We start from the raw sequence: 17,365 nt of genomic DNA, 5'->3' as shown, positions 1-17,365 counted from the left end.
TGAAGGTTTTGTGACAAAATTGGCTGAGCGATCCGTTAGCCAGCGAAGGCCTAGGAGAACCGCCTTTCCTGAATGGTGACTTTTCAGGCACCGATTTGGCGATGCCCGGTCAACGTCTCAAGGCTTCAGTCACAGCCAAGAAGCTCGGAAATGCCAAACTGCATGGTTACCTCGGAATACTTGTCGCCCTCGAGCTTGAAAACCGCAGCACCGTAGAAGCGGTGCTTCTTTCCTGTTGCCGGCTCACCCATAAAGTTATTCCGGTGATGTCCGGTGATTGTGAACGCGGCGATATGCATGTCGTCGTTTGCAACGCACGTCCGGAGTTTGTATTTTGCGTCTGGGAATGCGTCCTCAAAGACAAAGAGCTCGTCAATGAACTGATTTACGCCCTTCAATGGATCTTCTGACCCGTACGGCAGCGAAAAGATCGCCCCGCCGGTCACCAGATTCCCAATAATTTGCTTGTCGCCGCTGTTAAGTGCGAGAAAGAACTGATCTACGGGCTTCAACATTCTTTTTTCCTTTAGGTGTTCCAGCACCTTAGTGGTTTGATTTTACTTACGAGATCGACGATAATTTTGATCTGTCGCCAGGTGCTCGTGATCTAGGGACGGCTCCACCGAGACGTGCCCCGGCGGTCGCGCGCCATGCGAGGCTGCGACTGACAGCTAACGGTGGTTAGGCTTGTGGCTGCCTTGGTTGGCGCGGCGATTAGCGAAAGCGCTTCTGGCCGCCGGGTGTTATTTTCATGTCGATCCGAGCAGGTTTTGACTCCTCAATCGCTGCCCAAACGTCACTGCCAATCGGCGTGACGCTCTGCCCTTCGAGGGCCATCTTGAAAGCGTTGATTGACCGCGGCGACACCAACAAGAGCGCCTCCTGGGACGGTCCCAAAATCCGGATACGACTATCAGGACGTACTTCGGCCTGATACTGCCCCTCGGAGCGCCCACAGCTGGCCCGCCAGAGCGAGTAGAGGTCGTATGAAGTACGCGGACGGGATGGGCCTGACAGCCAATCCTTGAAGTCGATAGTCTGACGCATGACGCCTCACAAAACTGAATTTGGCTTTTCGAGGTTAGTTAGTGCATTAACTGCACGAACCATATGTCACTCCGACTTACGGGCGTCAAGTGCACTAAGTAGATAAATGAGGCTAGAATGGTATGCGTCGTGGTCGAACTGGTCGTCTTTACGTTGCTGGACAACCAACTGGTCGTGGCCGCCCGCAGCGACGGGGGCGGCTTTTCGCTTCCTTCAACTGGTTGGGATGGTCGATGCAAACTGGACGAGGCGGCTATTGGCCTGGCAGATTCAGTATCCCGCAGCCGGGTCCTGAACCCAGTTTTCGCGACCAATTCAGTTTTTGAGCCGCCGGAGCCTACCGGAATGGCGGTCTCTTACTATGTTTGTGTCGCCCCCTCTGATTTGGACTTGAAACTGCACATTGTGCAGCCAAATCACGAGTCGGGACTATCAAAGCGACAGCGAAGGGTCGTGTATTTTGCTAAGCAGGGGCTGCTGACCTTGCAGTCCGTGCGCCCACTCATTCCTGCGATGCTGGAAGAAGGTTTCACATTGACCCAGTTTCAGGAGGCCGTTCAGGCGGTCACAGGGGAGGAGCCAGATAAGCGCCACTTCAGGCGGCAGTCGCAAGAATCCGGCTGGCTTGAGTACACGGGGGAGAAGTTGATGGGTGCCCACCGACCGGCCATGCGCTACCGCCTGTCCGCTGATTACTCAGACCACCCCTATGGTCACACGCTACGTGCCCTACGAGGCAACAACGGTACAAACAGAGAGATTGTTGACCTAGACTGAGGCTACATGACCGGCGGCAGTACAGTCTACAGCTGCCATTCTGGCCGCAGACTTCGATTTCAGCACTCCCATCTATTGAAGCCAACCCTGCTGGAAGGGCGATCTTATCTGCAGCCGGGGATACCCAGGTCACTGCGCATCGAACGACCGCTGAAAGTCTCCGCAAAGTCTATGAAATGTCATTGACAACTCTCCAATAATCATTCACTCTGTTGGAACCCTAGGGGGAGACCAAATGGCCGACGATGCAATACTGATACTTACTGGATATTCCCCCGATCAAATCCGATTGGAAGGAGAGTCTCGAGCGTGGCGCCTGGCGCCAGACAATGCCCGCGCTCGCACTTATGCGGTGCTGTGCTACAACGCGAACGGCGAATATGGGTCGGCCGATATTGAGCACGGCTCAGGGTTCCTGGTGGGCGCGCTCGCGGGTGTTGTACCGTCCAGGGAAGTAGAAGGTCGTTGGGTCCTGCGGTTTTCAGAGATAGCGCGTATTTCTGTTCCCGATCTATGGCCTGGACACCAAGCGCCTTTCACCTACACCTCCATGGAGGATCTTGGCATTGATCCATCCAGGCTAAACTTCCGTCCCGTTGGAACGCTGAACTGATGCTCGTCATCAGGCTATTTACCTCGGAAACCGCTGAAGAGATTGCGGCAAAGGGAGGAAGCTTCGCTTGGAAGCTCAACACGACCAAGGCAAACCTGTGCTCCTACGCGCTCCTGTACCACAACGCGCGGGGCCGGATCGGTAGAAAGTCCACCGCTCACGGTGCCGCATTCTTGGTGGGTCGAATTTCAAGTTTGATGCCCCAACCGGAAGGCCGTTATGCGGTGATGTTCGATGAAGTAGCTGAACCCGCCTCTTCCGAAGAGTGGCCGAAGACGCACCAGAATCCAGTAAACTATATGGAGGTGGATGATGGTATCTTCCAGGGTTTGAAGTTCGTGCCTTTGGATCACGCATCGGTGCCAGTCTCATTGCTTTCACCCGCTCAGGCGGAAGGTGGCCTAACCATAGCTCGGGCTAAGGAGCTGTTAGCTGCGCATTACGGCGTGTCGCCGCAAGCCATAGAGATCACGATCAGGGGGTGACTATGGCTACGGTACCGGCCGTCCGAGTTCCTTCCCACGACAGGGTGACATTGGCACCTCAACAAATTCGGGCAGCTGCCCTACCCAGGCGCTATCAAGTTGAGACAGCCTGGAAACATTCGCAGAACCGAGTAGCGCGGGCAGCGATTGCAGGTTTTGGTCTAGCTCTTGGACGCGACCTGTACCGCGTGACCAAGCGGGTGGCTGCTCTGGTCCTGCTGTTGGCGGCTGTCTTCCTTTGGGCGATCTTGCCCTTTCTTTCGGGACGGCTATTAACTCGAGGGCGGGGATGGGCCGATTACGCACTCGGAATTCTCTTGCTACCTCCTGGGTTGCTTACCTGTGGCGTGATGGCGGCTGCGCTCAGAAGTGGTCGGGGCGTTGACCAGTTCAGCACAAGCTCTGACTTAGCCGCTTTATCCACCCTGGCAGGAATATTGTACGCTGTTTTTGCTATCGCAGGCATATTCGTAGGTCTGCGAGATCGAGACTTACAGGAAGCGGCACTCACCGTTGCCGAGCACAACGAGCGGTTCCTGGCTGAGCACGGAATACGAGAAACTGGTGGCCGGGATGTCACTCACTTCGATGGTGATGGAATAGCGCTACGATTTATCGAGGCTCACCACGATCGCCTGCTTTTTATGGTTGTTGGCCGCCGCGGCCGCCGAGCAAGCATCCATCTGGATGAGAGTGGACGCATGCATCGTTACGCGGGAGCCGCGTAGCGGCACACCTTGTCGACCTGTCGAATTTCATCGTCTTATCGCAGCCAAATACAAGTTCGGAGCTGAAATGAAGTCTAAAGTCCATGTGATATGCCGCAAAGAACCTGGCACCAAATACAAGGGGCTCGATACTATTGACCCCAGAGCTTTGGTGTTCGAATCTCGCGCTTGGAGACTGAAACCCGAGGATACATCAAAGCTGATTGGCGGGCTTTTCTGTCTTCATGCGGCGAAAGCAGATCGTTCTTCATATGGAGGCGAGATAATCGAAATCAACTTTCGTCCCCAAGAAGACAACGGTGGTGAAGTCATGGCAGTCGTCAAGTTCAGAGCCGACAAGGAGGCTATTGGACTCGCTTGGCCAGACACAAACAACCCGAATGAATTTCTCCGAGTGGACCTGCCCTGAGTTGCGGCGTCAGCCACTATTCGCGTGAGGCAGTTGTCTGTGAACGGGGGCCGAGAGGAAGGGGTGCTATCAACTGGAGCAGCCCTCGTGACCAAAAAGAACCACAGTTCAGAAACCCCTACTGTCGCCGCTGAGGTCATTGACCGTGCAATCACCGAGGGGAAAGCGGTCATTGCCGCAGGCAAACCCAAGATCGACGCGGCGATGTCAATTTACGTCAGCTTGGTTGGCGAGTCACAGGAGACAGTGGTTTCTGCCTTCATCGAGGGCGCATCGCTCACTCCGAAAGGTGCCGTGACTTACTGGTACAACTGTCGTCGCAAGCACAGGCGAATAGAGGCCAACGATACCAAGTAACCTGCCATGACGATCGTGAAGCGGTCCAATTCCCCGTACTGGTACGTTCAATTCCAGATCGATCAGAAAACCTTCATCCGCTCGACCAAGACGACCGACAGAAAGGTCGCCGAACGGATGGAGGCTAAATTCCGTTCTGAGGCGCATCAGGAGCTGGTTCTCGGAACGAAGAAGTCGATTACCGTTGCAGCCGCACTTGATGCGTATCTGAAATCTCGCCAGGACACTCCAAATTACCGGAATTTGATCAGCAAACGCAGAACCTTGCTTAGGTTCTTCAAGTCGACCACATTGGCTATTAGGGTCACGAATTCCGACCTGGAGAACTTCAAGTTGGCCCGTCTTGATGACGGCGTCACAACGCAGACGATTAAGCATGGACTAAACTTGCTTCTTGCTGCTTTCCGACATGCCAAACGGCTAGGCTATGAAGTGCCCGATCTTCAACCGCCCAGTCTCAGGCTAAGTCCCGGTAGGCTTCGGTATCTGAGCTTTGATGAGGAGCGCAGGTTGCTCAGCGAGCTGGAGCCCGGTCGCAGTTCGAACGGGTTGGCTGCCTGCGAAGAACGAAGCGAGGCGCTGAGTCAGGCTCTACAAGATAATCATGACCTCGTTGTTCTGTTGCTAGATACCGGGGCTCGGTACTCGGAGGTCGCGGGCCTGTTGTGGGACCATATCGATCTGGAAGATGGCAGCATCAAGCTTTGGCGCAGCAAAGTTCAAAACGAGAGCGTGCTATTTCTAAGCAAGCGAGCAGCCGAATTGCTACAGCGACGGAAGCGCGCGTCCACCACCCCTTATGTGTTTACAAACAAGAACGGCCAAGCCCGTGGGTACAGCGTCATCGCATTGCGCAAAGCGTTCGATCGTGCCGGTTTACATGACTGCACAATCCACACGTTGCGGCACACTCATGCTTCCAGACTAATCCAGCACGGCATGAGCGTCTATGAAGTGCGCTCGATCCTTGGTCACTCTGATATAAGGACCACGATGCGCTATGCCCACCTGGAACAGCGGTCTGTCACAAGCAAGGCACGAGATGTTGTCGATCAATGGCAAAAATAAGCCCAGTAACGATCCTGGGGCATTTGTGTCAGCTACGTCTCCATTGTTAGAGCTGATAAGTTCATCGCAGACACCCTCCATCCTTAAAGGATCATTGCACCTCAGTTCCTGCTAAAGTCGGCAATGCAAACCTAAGCCCGGCTTTTGCCCGAACGGCAGGCCAGGCTAGATCGGCCTTGTCGTGCACTACCGGGGCCGGATAGTGGAAAGAGATGCTCCGAAGTGTGCCGGAACGCGCGCAGTTCCCAAAACAAACGCCCTTGAATTCCAGCCTCTTTCCGTGACGAAATGTCTTTCACAACGACCCTTGACGAATGAGGGCCCGGCGTGGCATCTGTGAAATCACGAACAGAGGCCGACATCAATGACCCCCTACGAGCTGCGCCTAAACGAGTGGAATCATGTGGAAGCGAGGCACTGGGATGTCACAGCTTGGCTTCGCGAGTGCGTCGATGCCCAAAACACGTTTCTCGCTCTTGCTGCAGGTGACCCATTACCAGCGGTGAACGATCATGTTGAAGCATGGGAAGCCAATGATCTGTTTCGCAACGTGGCGTTCTATGGTCGCTATGGAGCTATGTTGCAGCCCATCCCTATGGCAGCTCGCCGTGATTGGATCTCTGAGAACATCAGCAATGCTCAGTTGATTGTTGATGCCGCACCACGCGCATCCGGCGACGGGGTCGCTATGGAAATAATAGCGATGGCAGCCGGCCGTTGGGGCTTGGACAATGGCTCAGAGTATATCGATCCGACTGCCCTGAGTCTTCTTGGTAACCTGTCTTCTGGCAGAGTTCGCAACCTGATGGCTGGTCGAGATGCGCAGCTAAAGTCAGTAAATGGGAAGGTTCCCTCAGCGGATGCTGAACAGTGGCTCGCAAATCGACCGGGATACTGGCCGTCAATTTGGCACGAAGAAGATCGAATCCCTCAACAATCGCCCAAGCAGGTTCACGTACCGTGTGCATCTGACGGAAGCGTATTTCACCCAGGTCTCAGAAGACGGAACGGTTTCACAATTGGACCGAAGGGCTCCGAGATGACGCTTGGAGACTTTGATGAGGCGCTACAAGCTCTTTCCCAAATGAGCGAGCCTCGTTGGAGGCGACCTAATGAAAGTGGAAATTGGGGAATAGTCAGAGCTACCAGTTGGGTAGCCATGGAAGAGAGCGATCTTCGCTCCTTGAAATAGATCGCCTGTCCTCAGCCTCTTTTACCTACCGAGCCTAACAGACCAGCGCATCGCCTTCCCACCCGGAAGGTGGATGGAACTTCACGACCTAACAAAAGGACTGAGCAAATGCATGCCAGCGAAATACTAGATCGCCTGCTTTCGATGGAGCCAGTTAAAACTGCCGACCTTCCTGCAGACCAGCGGGGGATATATGGCCTTATCGACCACGCGGGCCAAATCCGCTACATCGGCTCCACGTCTGCTGACGCTGAGAGCTTCCGGAAGCGCATTCATCAGCGGCATCGCACTGGCTCGGAAACTCACAGCCACTACCTTTCGAAAGTCTATAATGCGGGCCGTATGTGGCGGTGCCGTTTGAGCCAGCAGGGTCATGCAGACGCAAAGATCGCTAAGGACTTACGTTCAGCATTTATAGCGGAGTATTGCCGGGCGGTTTACGTACCAATTCAAGGCACCAAGGCAGAAATAGAGCGGCTTGAAGCTCAGGTGATAGCTTTGGCACCGGCCGCTTGCACGTCATGGAACAGGTCGACGAAGCTGACATATGCTGAGCCTACAGTCCTGGTGGATGAGCTTATGAACCGTCTTCGGTACGGACCGTCGGAGCGCGCCGCAGTAGAGCGCCAGCGAGAACTGGCCCCGACTTTATTGTAAATTGATATCCCTCGCCGGGGTTATGGCTGACGGCGGGAAAGACCGCTCTTTCTATGTTGCAACTTGCCCGGGCACTTGGTGTCCGGGTCTTTTCTCGGTAGCCGCTGCCGTTGGCTATTTTCACACCCTTTGAAATTGGAGAACCAGATGACACCTACTGGCTCATAGCGTAATCGGTACTACTTTGCGCGGTGACCTTTAGGCGTCCGGACTAACCTACCGACGTATGCGTTGTAGCCTATCTTGTCGTTAAATCCTTGCCTCAGACGGGTTTTGTGAGAGTTTATGGCCCTTTCGTCCTTGACCTTGGGCGGCTTAAGTTCAGCGGTGATATCAACAAGGCGGTCGACCGCCCTCGCTTGGTCCCCTCGCTCCAAAGGCACCAACGTCATGGAGTCGAGGTACAATCTCACCAGCACCTCTTTTAAAATGAAACTGTCTACTTCGGTCGTAATTTCAGGGATGAAATCAAGCGCTTCAGATAAGTCAGCTTCCACATTTTGTGAGAAGAGAGCAGAGCGAACCAGTTCACTTTCCTCTTCCTTGCGGAGCTGCACTGCAGCGTTGAAAAAGGTGGGACTGCCCGACCAAGTAGCAAAATTCCGGTACAGATTGTAAAGCATGCTCCGCAAGATCAGATAGAATCGGTTTTCTGCAACCGCTAGTTCCCCGACGTAGTCGGCCTTTAGTGTATTGCCGCGAAATGTGATTTCACCGCCATCGGCTAGATGCTGCGCAATCATCGGCAAGCTATAGAGGCTTGTGAGAAGCACTGGTCGAAGCCGTTTGAAAATCTCAATACGATCCGACTGATCAAGCGTTCGAGTAACGCCGACTATAGAAGCGCCTAGCTGAAGGAAAACCGCACCCCGTTCTTCCGAAGCGAATCTTACTCGCTTCGTATGGCCAACCGGCCTGGTGTCCTCAAAGTGCAGGGACGTCGGCTCATCAGCAATTTCGATCTCGCCAAGTCGCTCAAGAAGTCCGTCCTGTACTTCCATAGAGCTTCCAGGGTGAGCATGCTGTATTGAGGCGACGGAGCTATCTCGCAGTTCATCGACTATTGGCGCTACTTCGGCAACAAAGCCGTCTATTAGCGTGAGTATCTCGTCTATGCGCGGCCTATCACTTGGGTTTTGCGCAACGTAGAATTCTGCAACTGAAGGATATGTAAGCAAGCCCTCAGTCGACATTATGTATGTCCTAAAGGCGGCATCTTTTCCCATGTGCTTTGCTAGGAAATAGTCTTCCACGCTAAGCATCATAAATCCGTAACCGAACTCATAATCGCGAAGGACGAAGCTCTTTGTGAGAATGGCCAGCACGATGTCTGGGTCAAAGCGCTTTCTCTGAATACCCTTTCGCTCGACGAATTCCTCAACCAGTTTGTAGAAATCAGCTTTGGAGAGATATGGCTCAGAACGCTCCATAAGACGGAACGCTATTTGTCCGATGAACGTCTCCAGCATTTCCATGTCAACGGGTTGATTTGGTAGTGCAGCCTTGTGGGCGCCGCGAATCCGGTCAGAAAGAAGATTTTCGATAAGGAGATAGCGATTCAAAGGTTCAACCGATGCGTCCGAAAGAAAGACGTCGACCATGCTATTGACATAGAAAATAGTGCGAGGCGCCCGCAAGTTGTTTATTGAGCGGAAAACTTGCTCTACTACGTCCCTAGGACGCTCCACGGCACTGCCGCTGTCGTGAAGTTCAATCATTCGGACAACTGTCGGAAGGGTCGTTTCACTTAGCTGGTAATATGTGATACCGTCTTTGCTGAACGCGGCTGGCGCTCGCGATGGCATGAACCTTTCATCACCGCGAGTAGCGACAGTCCACCGCAGTAATTTATTGACCTCAAAGAAGCGCTGAAATGCCGTCATAGCGGCTGATGCATTTGGGTTGAAGTTGTCGAAAAACACCTCCAACTTTCCAATGCTAAGCACGTACTCGGCTTGGCTACGTGGCAGACCGAGAGCGCCCAAGCGCCGAAGGATTGTTTCACTTATGTCGTGACTGGCTTCTACAGTTCGGTAGTCGACTATCAGAGCGATCTTCCTACCGTCTGCATAACCCTCACGATTACGCAAAGCGCATAGATAATGTACGAGCGAGCTCTTACCGCTCAGCTCATCACCGCTTATTACGCGATTATTTGTATCCGCTTCCAGCGCTGCCAATGACGAGCGACGCCCACTAAACTGATCTTCCGGGAAAGAAGAGAGGTCAGGGGGCACGAACTTATCTGCCGTTCGTCCTGACGCCGCACACAACTCTAGTTCGGCTTGAACTAGTGCTCTGTCCGCAGCCAATTCGATGATACGCGGATCAAAGAAAGCATGTGTGCGTTCGAAAAACTCTTGTGCCTTAGCGGGTGCTACCTTGGTGTCGAGGGCGGCTGTTAGTGTGAAACCGCCCGAACTATTGTCTAGGGCGAAATGTCGAACCGCGGCACTGTTTGAGGCTGGCAACCAAGCAACAGCTACCTGTTGAGGCGTACCGATTTCCGCTGAAGCGCCTGCCTGTACTGTTACAAAAGCTCCTTTTGATGTCTCAGTCCAATCTAGCCCACGATCATGGATATGACCTGTGAAAACGCGGCACTGGCGGTTGGAAAAGAGATCCTTGAGGTGGGAGCCGCAAGAGTCGGCGTACCAAGACAAAGGGTGGTGGGTTAGGACAGCTGCATTCTTGCGTATAGAGGCCAAGTCGTTGGCCAATTCTGAGTCGAGCACGAATAGCTCGCCCTTATCTCCAGATCCGTTTCGGCTGTATGCGCCTGCTAACCCATTGAAGCAGACGACCTGCTGCTCACCAACATCAAAGGTTGCAATCCTAGGATGCTCCTTTGTTACTGACCGATACCCATGTTGGCTGACAAAATCGAGAAAGGCAGAGACCTTGATACTAAGATCACTATTTACATCGGCTTCGCATACTTTGCTAGTGACGTAATGCCCTTCGACTAGCCAGTCGCTTTCTGGGACTGCACCTCGGTCTAAGTCGTGATTACCTGGCACAAGAAACACCCTGTCAGGCCCGATGCTTAGTATTTTGAGAAGAGGATCGAGGAGAGCGACTTGTACGGCTTCGAAGTCAGAAGGGCTGCCATCTGCGGGAATTTCTCCACTCTGTACGATGTCTCCAGTGATAAAAAGGCAGGTTTCCGACCCGAGCGTCCCATTAAGGCGCAGGGTAGACGCCAATTCCAATGTAGAGCGGACGGATGCCAGCGCCGCATCCCGAAGCTGGCCAGAGGGCTGGCCGGTAAAGTGCAGATCGCTGATGTGGAAAACACTGAGCATATGTCGTTACCATAAATATCGATCGGTGGGAGCGGCCGATCTAAACTTCGCCAGAAGCTTTTTGTGCAAGCAATGTTCAGAAGTCAATACAGTACGGCCATAGTAGTATATCATCCTAAGGTTGGTTCAGCGATCAGGCGCTAGCGTGATGAATATTCGGAATCAATTAGTAATCATTCAGAGCCACAAAGTGATATGATCTTACGAATTCAGTTTTGACGAACGCAGTCCCGCAACCACCTCCAAATCGAAAGGAAGGGAGCCGAGTGGCTGCTCTCGATCAGATTGCCGCCAAGACCGGACTCGACCGCTGACGCTCCCGCTTAGACATGAGGCAATAAGCTGCACTAGCTTATGCTCTACCGCTCAAGAGCCCTGCTGAGGCTTGCTTTCCAGCCATTGATGAAAACTAGTGGTACGTTTTCTGTCGACGAAACGCGTTGTGACATCCGGATTACAGCTTGCCTTTACTTCGGCGAAAACTTCGTTTGTCGCTCCCAGGGCTATACCCGAGCTCGCCAACACGTTGGGCCCAAGGCCCGTGCCCACTGAAGCTGATCGAAGCCAACGCTGGGATGGAAGGCAAACAAGACTATTCGCGGGTTGTGGGTGTCGCCGCGAAGTCACCTGACGAACGGATCCGGTTAGTGCTGGAGTCCGACCATACCTTTCCCATGGCTGTAAGCGTCGGACCAGTCCCTGAGGGGCCCGGTGATAGGTGTCCTCGCCTGCCAGCCGGCGATATGCTGATCCCAAAAATCTGCTATTCGCCCTCGGTCGGTCATTGCCGTTCCACTCGGGGTAAAGTGTCGACTGCCGTCAGAATAACCTTTCGGCCCTTGCAAAGTGATGATAGTCCGGCTATTAGGACTTACAGTTGGAGATTGTCACATGCCGGTTCTGTTCGAAAAACAAAGAAACGTCGGGATCATAACGCTGAGTCGTCCGGAGTCCCGGAACGCCTGGGGTCAAGACTATACTGAAGAGCTTCCCAAGATATTTAATGAATGGTCAAAGGACCCCGAGGTGCGCTGTGTGGTCATTACCGGGGATGAACAGGGCCGTGCGTTTTCAGCTGGCGCTGACATGAAGAACCCCTCGACACACACGGAGCGCACTCCCGCAGATTTCATAAACACACTGGATGCCCCTCGCTCTGCCGTTACAGCCTCCCCTGAACAGTTTCCTAAGCCTGTGATCGCAGCCGTCAACGGATACGCCGTTGGCAATGCATGTATACTTTCCTTTAGTTGTGATCTCGTAGTCGCCTCGCAGCAAGCTGAATGGCGACTGCCGCAAGTATCGCTAGGCATTTTACCCGCATTTGGCGGGTCTTTGCGTTTGGCGCGTATCGTAGGAAAAGGCAATGCTATGCGTGCCGCCCTAGGTTTCTCGCTCGAAGCTGAGGAAGCATTCCGGATAGGTCTTGCACAGTGGTTGGTCGCTCATGACAGCCTTATGGATCGTGCAATCGAGGTTGCGGAAAAAGTCGCTCAGCTGCCCCCGCTTGCAGTTCGCCTAGTCAAAGAATCTCTAAATCGAGGATTGGATGCCGGTACGCTTGCGAACGCTGCTCTTGGCGATGTCTACCGCGCCTCCGTCCTGGAAAGAAGTGAAGACACGAAAGAGACTCACCGCGCGTGGAGAGAGAAACGCTCTCCAATATTACTCGGGAAATAATGCATGGCGCCGGTGGCGCCCGCCGTATTTAGACTAGAAGCGGAACACGATATGATTGAAGAAAATACCGCGACCGAACACGCTCCTTCTGCCGGGCCGCTTGCAGGTATTCGAGTGCTTGAACTTTGCAATGTCATTGCCGGCCCGACGACCTGCCAAGTACTTGGGGACTTCGGCGCCGAAATCATAAAGATTGAGCATCCTGCGGACGGCGATGGATCCCGCTCTCAAGGTCGATCAAAGGATGGTAAGCCACTTTGGTGGAAGATGCTCGGCAGAAACAAGAGAAGCGTAGGAATGTATTTGGGTGACCCAGAGGTAGCCGAGACATTTCTTAAACTCGTTGCGACGGCAGACGTAATCGTTGAAGGCTTTCGACCCGGCACCCTTGAAAAATGGAACTTGGGCTATAATCGACTCTCTGATGTTAACCCGGGTATAATACTCGCTCGCATCACCGGGTACGGCCAAGAAGGCCCGTATTCAGGTCGACCCGCGTTTGGTTCAAACCTCGAGGCGATGGCGGGACTTCCGCATTTGACTGGCGATCCGAACGGTCCACCAACAATGTCTATATATGCGCTTGGCGACTACCTCGGCGCGGTAAGTTTGGTGGGAGCCATTATGTTTGCTCTTTACCACCGTGACGTACGTGGGGGCGGGGGACAAGTTATCGACGCATCGTTGCTTTCTCCTATGATGACGATGATGTCTCACGGGATAATGCAGTACGACCAGCTCGGCATAGATGAGGCTAGAGGTGGTAACCGGTCGACCTCGAACGCCCCCCGAAACATCTATAAAACGCTAGATGAGAAGTGGATTAGCGTTGCTGCTGCTACCACGCCTCTTGCCGAGCGGATAATGCGGCTGGTCGGCGCAGAGGAGCTCACGAACGAGCCTTGGTTTGCCACCGGCCGCGGGCGGGCGGAGCACGTCGACGTTGTGGACGGAGCCGTGGCGGAATGGATCAGAGACCGAACTCGAGATGAGGTGATGCTGGCAGCTGCGAAAGAAAATGTAACATTCGCGCCCGTATACAGCATCGGCGAGATGGTAGAGGATCTACATGTTCGCGAAACGAACATGCTCACCAGAGTACGAGATGATGACTTGGGAGACCTCCTTATGCCCAATGTTATGTTCAATTTCTCTGCTACTCCAGGTAGAATCAAGTGGACAGGAGAACCGCTGGGTAAGTCCACAGATGCCGTACTTAATCAGGAGTTGGGGGTCGACAATGAACTATTACGGGAAATGAGGTCACGCGGCGCTATTCGTTAGTCTAGTCTTTAATAACATGGTGTTGCACTATGACCTCTGACGATGTGGTTCTATATGATGTTCAGGACGGGGTAGCCTATATCCGGCTAAATAGGCCCGAGAAACTAAACGCGATCAACGGCACAATGGCTGACACTTTGCGCGAAACGTGGAGGCGATTTGAGGCGGATCCGAAGGTGCGCGTTGGGGTTCTCAGTGGATCCGGAACGTCATTTTGCGCGGGACGCGATATCTCGCCCGGGGCCGTGGACCCTGCAATACCATTTCAAACGCATCATGCCCTGCCGGAGAACGGGGTTCAGGTGTTTAAGCCGATTGTAAGTGCAGTTCATGGTTACGTCTTAGGCGCTGGCTACAATCTTGGTGTGCGTTCTGCTGACATAACCATTGCCGCAGATACTTGCCTGTTTGGCTATCCCGAGGGTAAGGCTGGAATTCCGGTCATGCCAATCGAGTACACGCCCCACCTACCGTTCAAAGTGAGCTTGGAGTTCGCACTACTGGGGTGGAAGGGCGGAAGGTTGATCGATTCATCTCGTGCCTTTCAACTGGGGCTAGCTAACACCGTAGTTCAAGAGTCAGAAATGTTGCATGAAGCGCTGACATGGGCTGAACTGTTGCTGGAAGTTCCGCCACTATATATTCGCTCGGTAAAACGTGGTCATTACAGGGCGGCAACTACACAAGCTCAATTGAGTAGACGCGAGCACGTAGATTATGTTTGGCCGCAAGAGATAAGTGATGATGTAAAGGAAGCCCGCGCGGCATTCGCTGAAAGGCGTGCTCCGAAGTTCAATGGGAAGTGAGCGGCTTGTGCATGATGGTGCTAAGGATTGTTAGATGACTGTTCAATTGATCTCACTATGCAAGCAGGCTGTCCTTACGTGACGATTTCTTCTCGGTTAGCCGCTCGATTGGCGGACCCCGCACTTCTGACTGATCGCGCAAGGATCGGATCTCAATGGGTCGAAGCAGAGGACGGTGGCAGGTGCTTCGAAGTTACGAATCCTGCGACCGGAGAGGTGCTGGCCTGCCTGCCGGACCTAACCATCCGTGATTTTCGTTTGGCCATCGATGCTGCGGAAGTCGCGCAAAAATCATGGGCCATGCAAACAGGAAAGCACCGCTCTGCCGTTTTGAAGAACTGGTATCGGTTGTGGGTTGGTGCTGTGGAAGATCTGGCATCCATACTAACCGCTGAGCAGGGTAAGCCGCTGGCGGAGGCCCGCGAGGAGGTGCTCTATGGTGCAGCTATCTTGAGTGGTTTGCGGAGGAGGCAAAGCGCATTTATGGAGATACTATTCCGGGGCACGTCGACACTACTCGCATCATCGTCCTTAGGCAGCCAGTCGGTGTAGTAGGGGCAATTACTCCCTGGAATTTCCCGAATGCCATGATAGCGCGCAAGTTGGCGCCAGCATTAGCTGTCGGCTGCGCTATGGTTGCTAAGCCAGCAGCGGAAACACCGCTTTCAATGCTTGCACTTGCGGTTCTGGCTGAGCGAGCCGGCGTGCCTGATGGGTTGTTTTCTGTTGTCACCACAATGAACTCCTCGGATTTCGGTAAGGAGTTGAGTGAGAATAGGAAGGTTGCCAAAATTACTTTTACTGGCTCCACTGAGGTGGGGCGCATTTTGATGCGGCAGAGTGCGGATCAGATCAAAAAGCTTGGATTAGAGCTTGGCGGTAACGCTCCGTTCGTTGTTTTTGACGATGCCGATATAGACGCTGCGGTTGACGGGGCAGTTGCCGCTAAATACCGAAATGCCGGACAGACCTGCGTCTGCGCCAACCGGATTTACGTTCAAGCTTCGGTTTACGACGACTTCGTCGGAAAGTTTGTCGCTAGAGTTTCAGCCCTCAAAGTAGGTAACGGCTTTGACCAAGAGGTGACGGTGGGGCCGCTGATTGACCAGTGCAGCATCGACAAGGTTAAGATTCATATCGATGACGCAGTGGCACACGGTGGGCGAGTTCTGCTCGGTGGCACGACAAGTGCGCTGGGGCCACTCTTCTTCGCGCCGACCGTCATTGTGGATGCGGCCAACACGATGAAACTGGCACACGAAGAGACCTTCGGGCCGCTTGCGCCGTTGTTCAGGTTCGAAACTGAGGAAGAAGTGATCGCGCTCGCCAATCACACCGATTTTGGGCTTGCTGGTTATTTCTATTCAACGAATCTTGCCCGTGCGTTCAGAGTCGCAGAAGCACTTCAAGTTGGTATGGTCGGCATCAACACCGGGCAGATTTCCACTGAGGTGGCGCCATTTGGGGGCATCAAGCAGTCCGGAATTGGTCGAGAGGGATCGAAGTATGGAGTAGACGACTACCTCGAGTTAAAATATCTCTGCCTAGGAGGCATAAGATAGCCGAGAACTCCTCTGGAGCGGGCTCCCGGAAAGAGACCGGTTCGGTCAAGCCCTTCGCGGGTCACAGGCAGTGGTCGAGGCAAAACCTCACCGCTAGGTGATCCGGGCGATCGACAGGTCTAGGGAAAGACACGCGGGTCGAGCGGACTGCGGGCCAGGCCACACCGATGTACCTTGCGGTACCAGTCTACTGCGGTCGACACCTGTTGCGTCAATTCGACGGTCACCGTGCTGCTCGACAGGCACCGCATCATCCCTTAGGTTATATTGGTGAGGGTAAGCGATTCAAGCCGTTCACCTGCCTATTGTCAGTTCTCATTCCTATCAAAATTTCGCTGTACATCAGTGCCAGATAAACGGGGATGAACGTAGAGCTGCTAACAACATTTTCATCCTCTTTAACGGAGCTCGCCTCGAATAATGCATCATAGCTCGGATTCCTTGGATGGTACCGCTAAATATGCGCGCATCTCGCGCATATTTAGAAGCAAAATAGCGTCAGGGGAATGGCCTATCGGGCATCAAATACCTACAATTGATCAACTTCAAAATGAATATGGCGTTTCGCGAGTCACAATCCGGCAGGCCATTAGTTTGTTGATCGACGCTGACTTAGTGAAGAGTGACCGGGGCCGGGGGACATTTGTCACTGCAGATGTCAACAACGCTTCGACCTATACAGGTTTTATTGATGCGGGTTCATTCCCGTCAGACTTTAGCGACAAGAACTTAATAACCGTAATATCTCGCAGCTCCTTTCATGACATCCCGCGCAATCTTCGGCAAAATCGCACCTCGGCAGGTCCATATACATTTGTGAAAAAGCTCCACTCCTCTGACGGAGTGGTATTGTTTCTGTACGAGGTGTTCATAGCGACCGAGCTTTATGAAGAACACGTCCATGGCTTGGAAGAAACCTTGCCGGTCCAGAAGCTCCTAACTAAGGCGCTTCTAGAGAGCCGCGCCAATGTGGAAACGACTGTTATGGTTGTCCCTGCCGATTTTTCCGTAGCACAACTATTACGCTGCGAGGCATCAGAGCCCGTATGTCAGGTTTGTAGATGTTTCTATGCTGAAGATGGCCGCATCCTACTCAAGAGCTGCGCATACTACAGGTCCGATTCGTTCCGATTTAAGAGCAATCAAACTTTTATTCAGTATCTTTCATCTAAGGATCCAACGAACTCTTTTATAAAGTGAGGCGCGTCTTAGGTTCCGCTTGCAGCCGGAGACTCGCAAAAAAAACTTAGCCAGACACCGCGAAAGTAAGCGGTGTTCTGCTGCCACGTAGGCTCAAGGTGGAGTGGACCCCGTTTTACCGGCCAGGGGGCGGTTGGGTTTATACCCAACGTTTCTCAAGCGCGACTGGCGGGGGATTCCCAAGCTGGACACCCG

At 53.4% G+C, this 17,365-nt stretch carries 14 protein-coding genes and 1 pseudogene; 12 read left to right on the top strand and 3 right to left on the bottom strand.

Annotated features, from left to right (window positions below; genetic code table 11):
- Positions 1-125 precede the first annotated feature (125 nt).
- Positions 126-515, bottom strand: a complete 390-nt coding sequence (locus C8264_RS13420; protein WP_108461491.1) for an ester cyclase — start codon at positions 513-515, stop codon at positions 126-128.
- Positions 516-714: 199 nt separating this feature from the next.
- On the bottom strand, positions 715-1,047 hold the full coding sequence (locus C8264_RS13415; protein ID WP_108461490.1) for a hypothetical protein: 333 nt from the start codon (positions 1,045-1,047) through the stop codon (positions 715-717).
- 129 nt (positions 1,048-1,176) lie between these two features.
- Between C8264_RS13415 and C8264_RS13410 the strand changes: the two genes are divergently transcribed.
- The 7 genes from C8264_RS13410 to C8264_RS22190 all read left to right on the top strand — a co-directional run bounded on the left by C8264_RS13410 (position 1,177) and on the right by C8264_RS22190 (position 6,676).
- Complete coding sequence (locus tag C8264_RS13410) at positions 1,177-1,824, top strand: NrtR DNA-binding winged helix domain-containing protein (protein WP_162783639.1); 648 nt, start codon at positions 1,177-1,179, stop codon at positions 1,822-1,824.
- 235 nt (positions 1,825-2,059) lie between these two features.
- Complete coding sequence (locus C8264_RS13405) at positions 2,060-2,437, top strand: hypothetical protein (protein WP_108461488.1); 378 nt, start codon at positions 2,060-2,062, stop codon at positions 2,435-2,437.
- Positions 2,437-2,922 (top strand): hypothetical protein, encoded by a 486-nt coding sequence (locus tag C8264_RS13400; RefSeq protein WP_108461487.1) that lies wholly within the window; start codon positions 2,437-2,439, stop codon positions 2,920-2,922. Before C8264_RS13405 ends, C8264_RS13400 begins: the two co-directional genes overlap by 1 nt.
- Positions 2,923-3,717: 795 nt before the next feature.
- Positions 3,718-4,059, top strand: coding sequence for a hypothetical protein (locus C8264_RS13390; protein WP_108461485.1), 342 nt, complete (start codon positions 3,718-3,720; stop codon positions 4,057-4,059).
- An 87-nt stretch (positions 4,060-4,146) separates the two neighbouring features.
- Positions 4,147-4,416, top strand: a complete 270-nt coding sequence (locus tag C8264_RS13385) for a hypothetical protein (RefSeq protein WP_108461484.1) — start codon at positions 4,147-4,149, stop codon at positions 4,414-4,416.
- A 6-nt stretch (positions 4,417-4,422) separates the two neighbouring features.
- Complete coding sequence (locus C8264_RS13380; protein ID WP_108461483.1) at positions 4,423-5,484, top strand: tyrosine-type recombinase/integrase; 1,062 nt, start codon at positions 4,423-4,425, stop codon at positions 5,482-5,484.
- 364 nt (positions 5,485-5,848) lie between these two features.
- Positions 5,849-6,676, top strand: a complete 828-nt coding sequence (locus C8264_RS22190) for a hypothetical protein (protein ID WP_162783638.1) — start codon at positions 5,849-5,851, stop codon at positions 6,674-6,676.
- A gap of 836 nt (positions 6,677-7,512) precedes the next feature.
- Here C8264_RS22190 and C8264_RS13370 read toward each other — a convergent pair.
- Positions 7,513-10,638 carry a metallophosphoesterase gene (locus C8264_RS13370; protein WP_108461481.1) on the bottom strand — a complete coding sequence of 1,042 codons (3,126 nt, stop codon included), beginning with the start codon at positions 10,636-10,638 and terminating at the stop codon, positions 7,513-7,515.
- Positions 10,639-11,529: 891 nt separating this feature from the next.
- Here C8264_RS13370 and C8264_RS13365 point away from each other — a divergent pair.
- The 5 genes and pseudogenes from C8264_RS13365 (at position 11,530) to C8264_RS13345 (ending at position 17,170) form a co-directional block, all read left to right on the top strand.
- Positions 11,530-12,318: an enoyl-CoA hydratase/isomerase family protein gene (locus C8264_RS13365; RefSeq protein WP_162783637.1), complete on the top strand. Its 789-nt coding sequence runs from the start codon at positions 11,530-11,532 to the stop codon at positions 12,316-12,318.
- A gap of 51 nt (positions 12,319-12,369) precedes the next feature.
- Entirely contained in the window at positions 12,370-13,602 is a 1,233-nt protein-coding gene (locus tag C8264_RS13360) for a CaiB/BaiF CoA transferase family protein (RefSeq protein ID WP_108461552.1), read from the top strand.
- A gap of 29 nt (positions 13,603-13,631) precedes the next feature.
- Positions 13,632-14,408, top strand: a complete 777-nt coding sequence (locus C8264_RS13355; RefSeq protein ID WP_108461479.1) for an enoyl-CoA hydratase/isomerase family protein — start codon at positions 13,632-13,634, stop codon at positions 14,406-14,408.
- Between the two features lie 78 nt (positions 14,409-14,486).
- Positions 14,487-15,970, top strand: a pseudogene (locus C8264_RS13350) (NAD-dependent succinate-semialdehyde dehydrogenase).
- 441 nt (positions 15,971-16,411) lie between these two features.
- Entirely contained in the window at positions 16,412-17,170 is a 759-nt protein-coding gene (locus C8264_RS13345) for a GntR family transcriptional regulator (protein WP_162783636.1), read from the top strand.
- Positions 17,171-17,365: the final 195 nt, after the last annotated feature.

It is taken from the genome of Devosia naphthalenivorans, from assembly GCF_003056355.1.
Taxonomy (GTDB): Bacteria; Pseudomonadota; Alphaproteobacteria; order Rhizobiales; family Devosiaceae; genus Devosia; species Devosia naphthalenivorans.
Note: the sequence above shows the minus strand (reverse complement) of the source record. Positions and strands in the feature narration are given on the sequence as shown.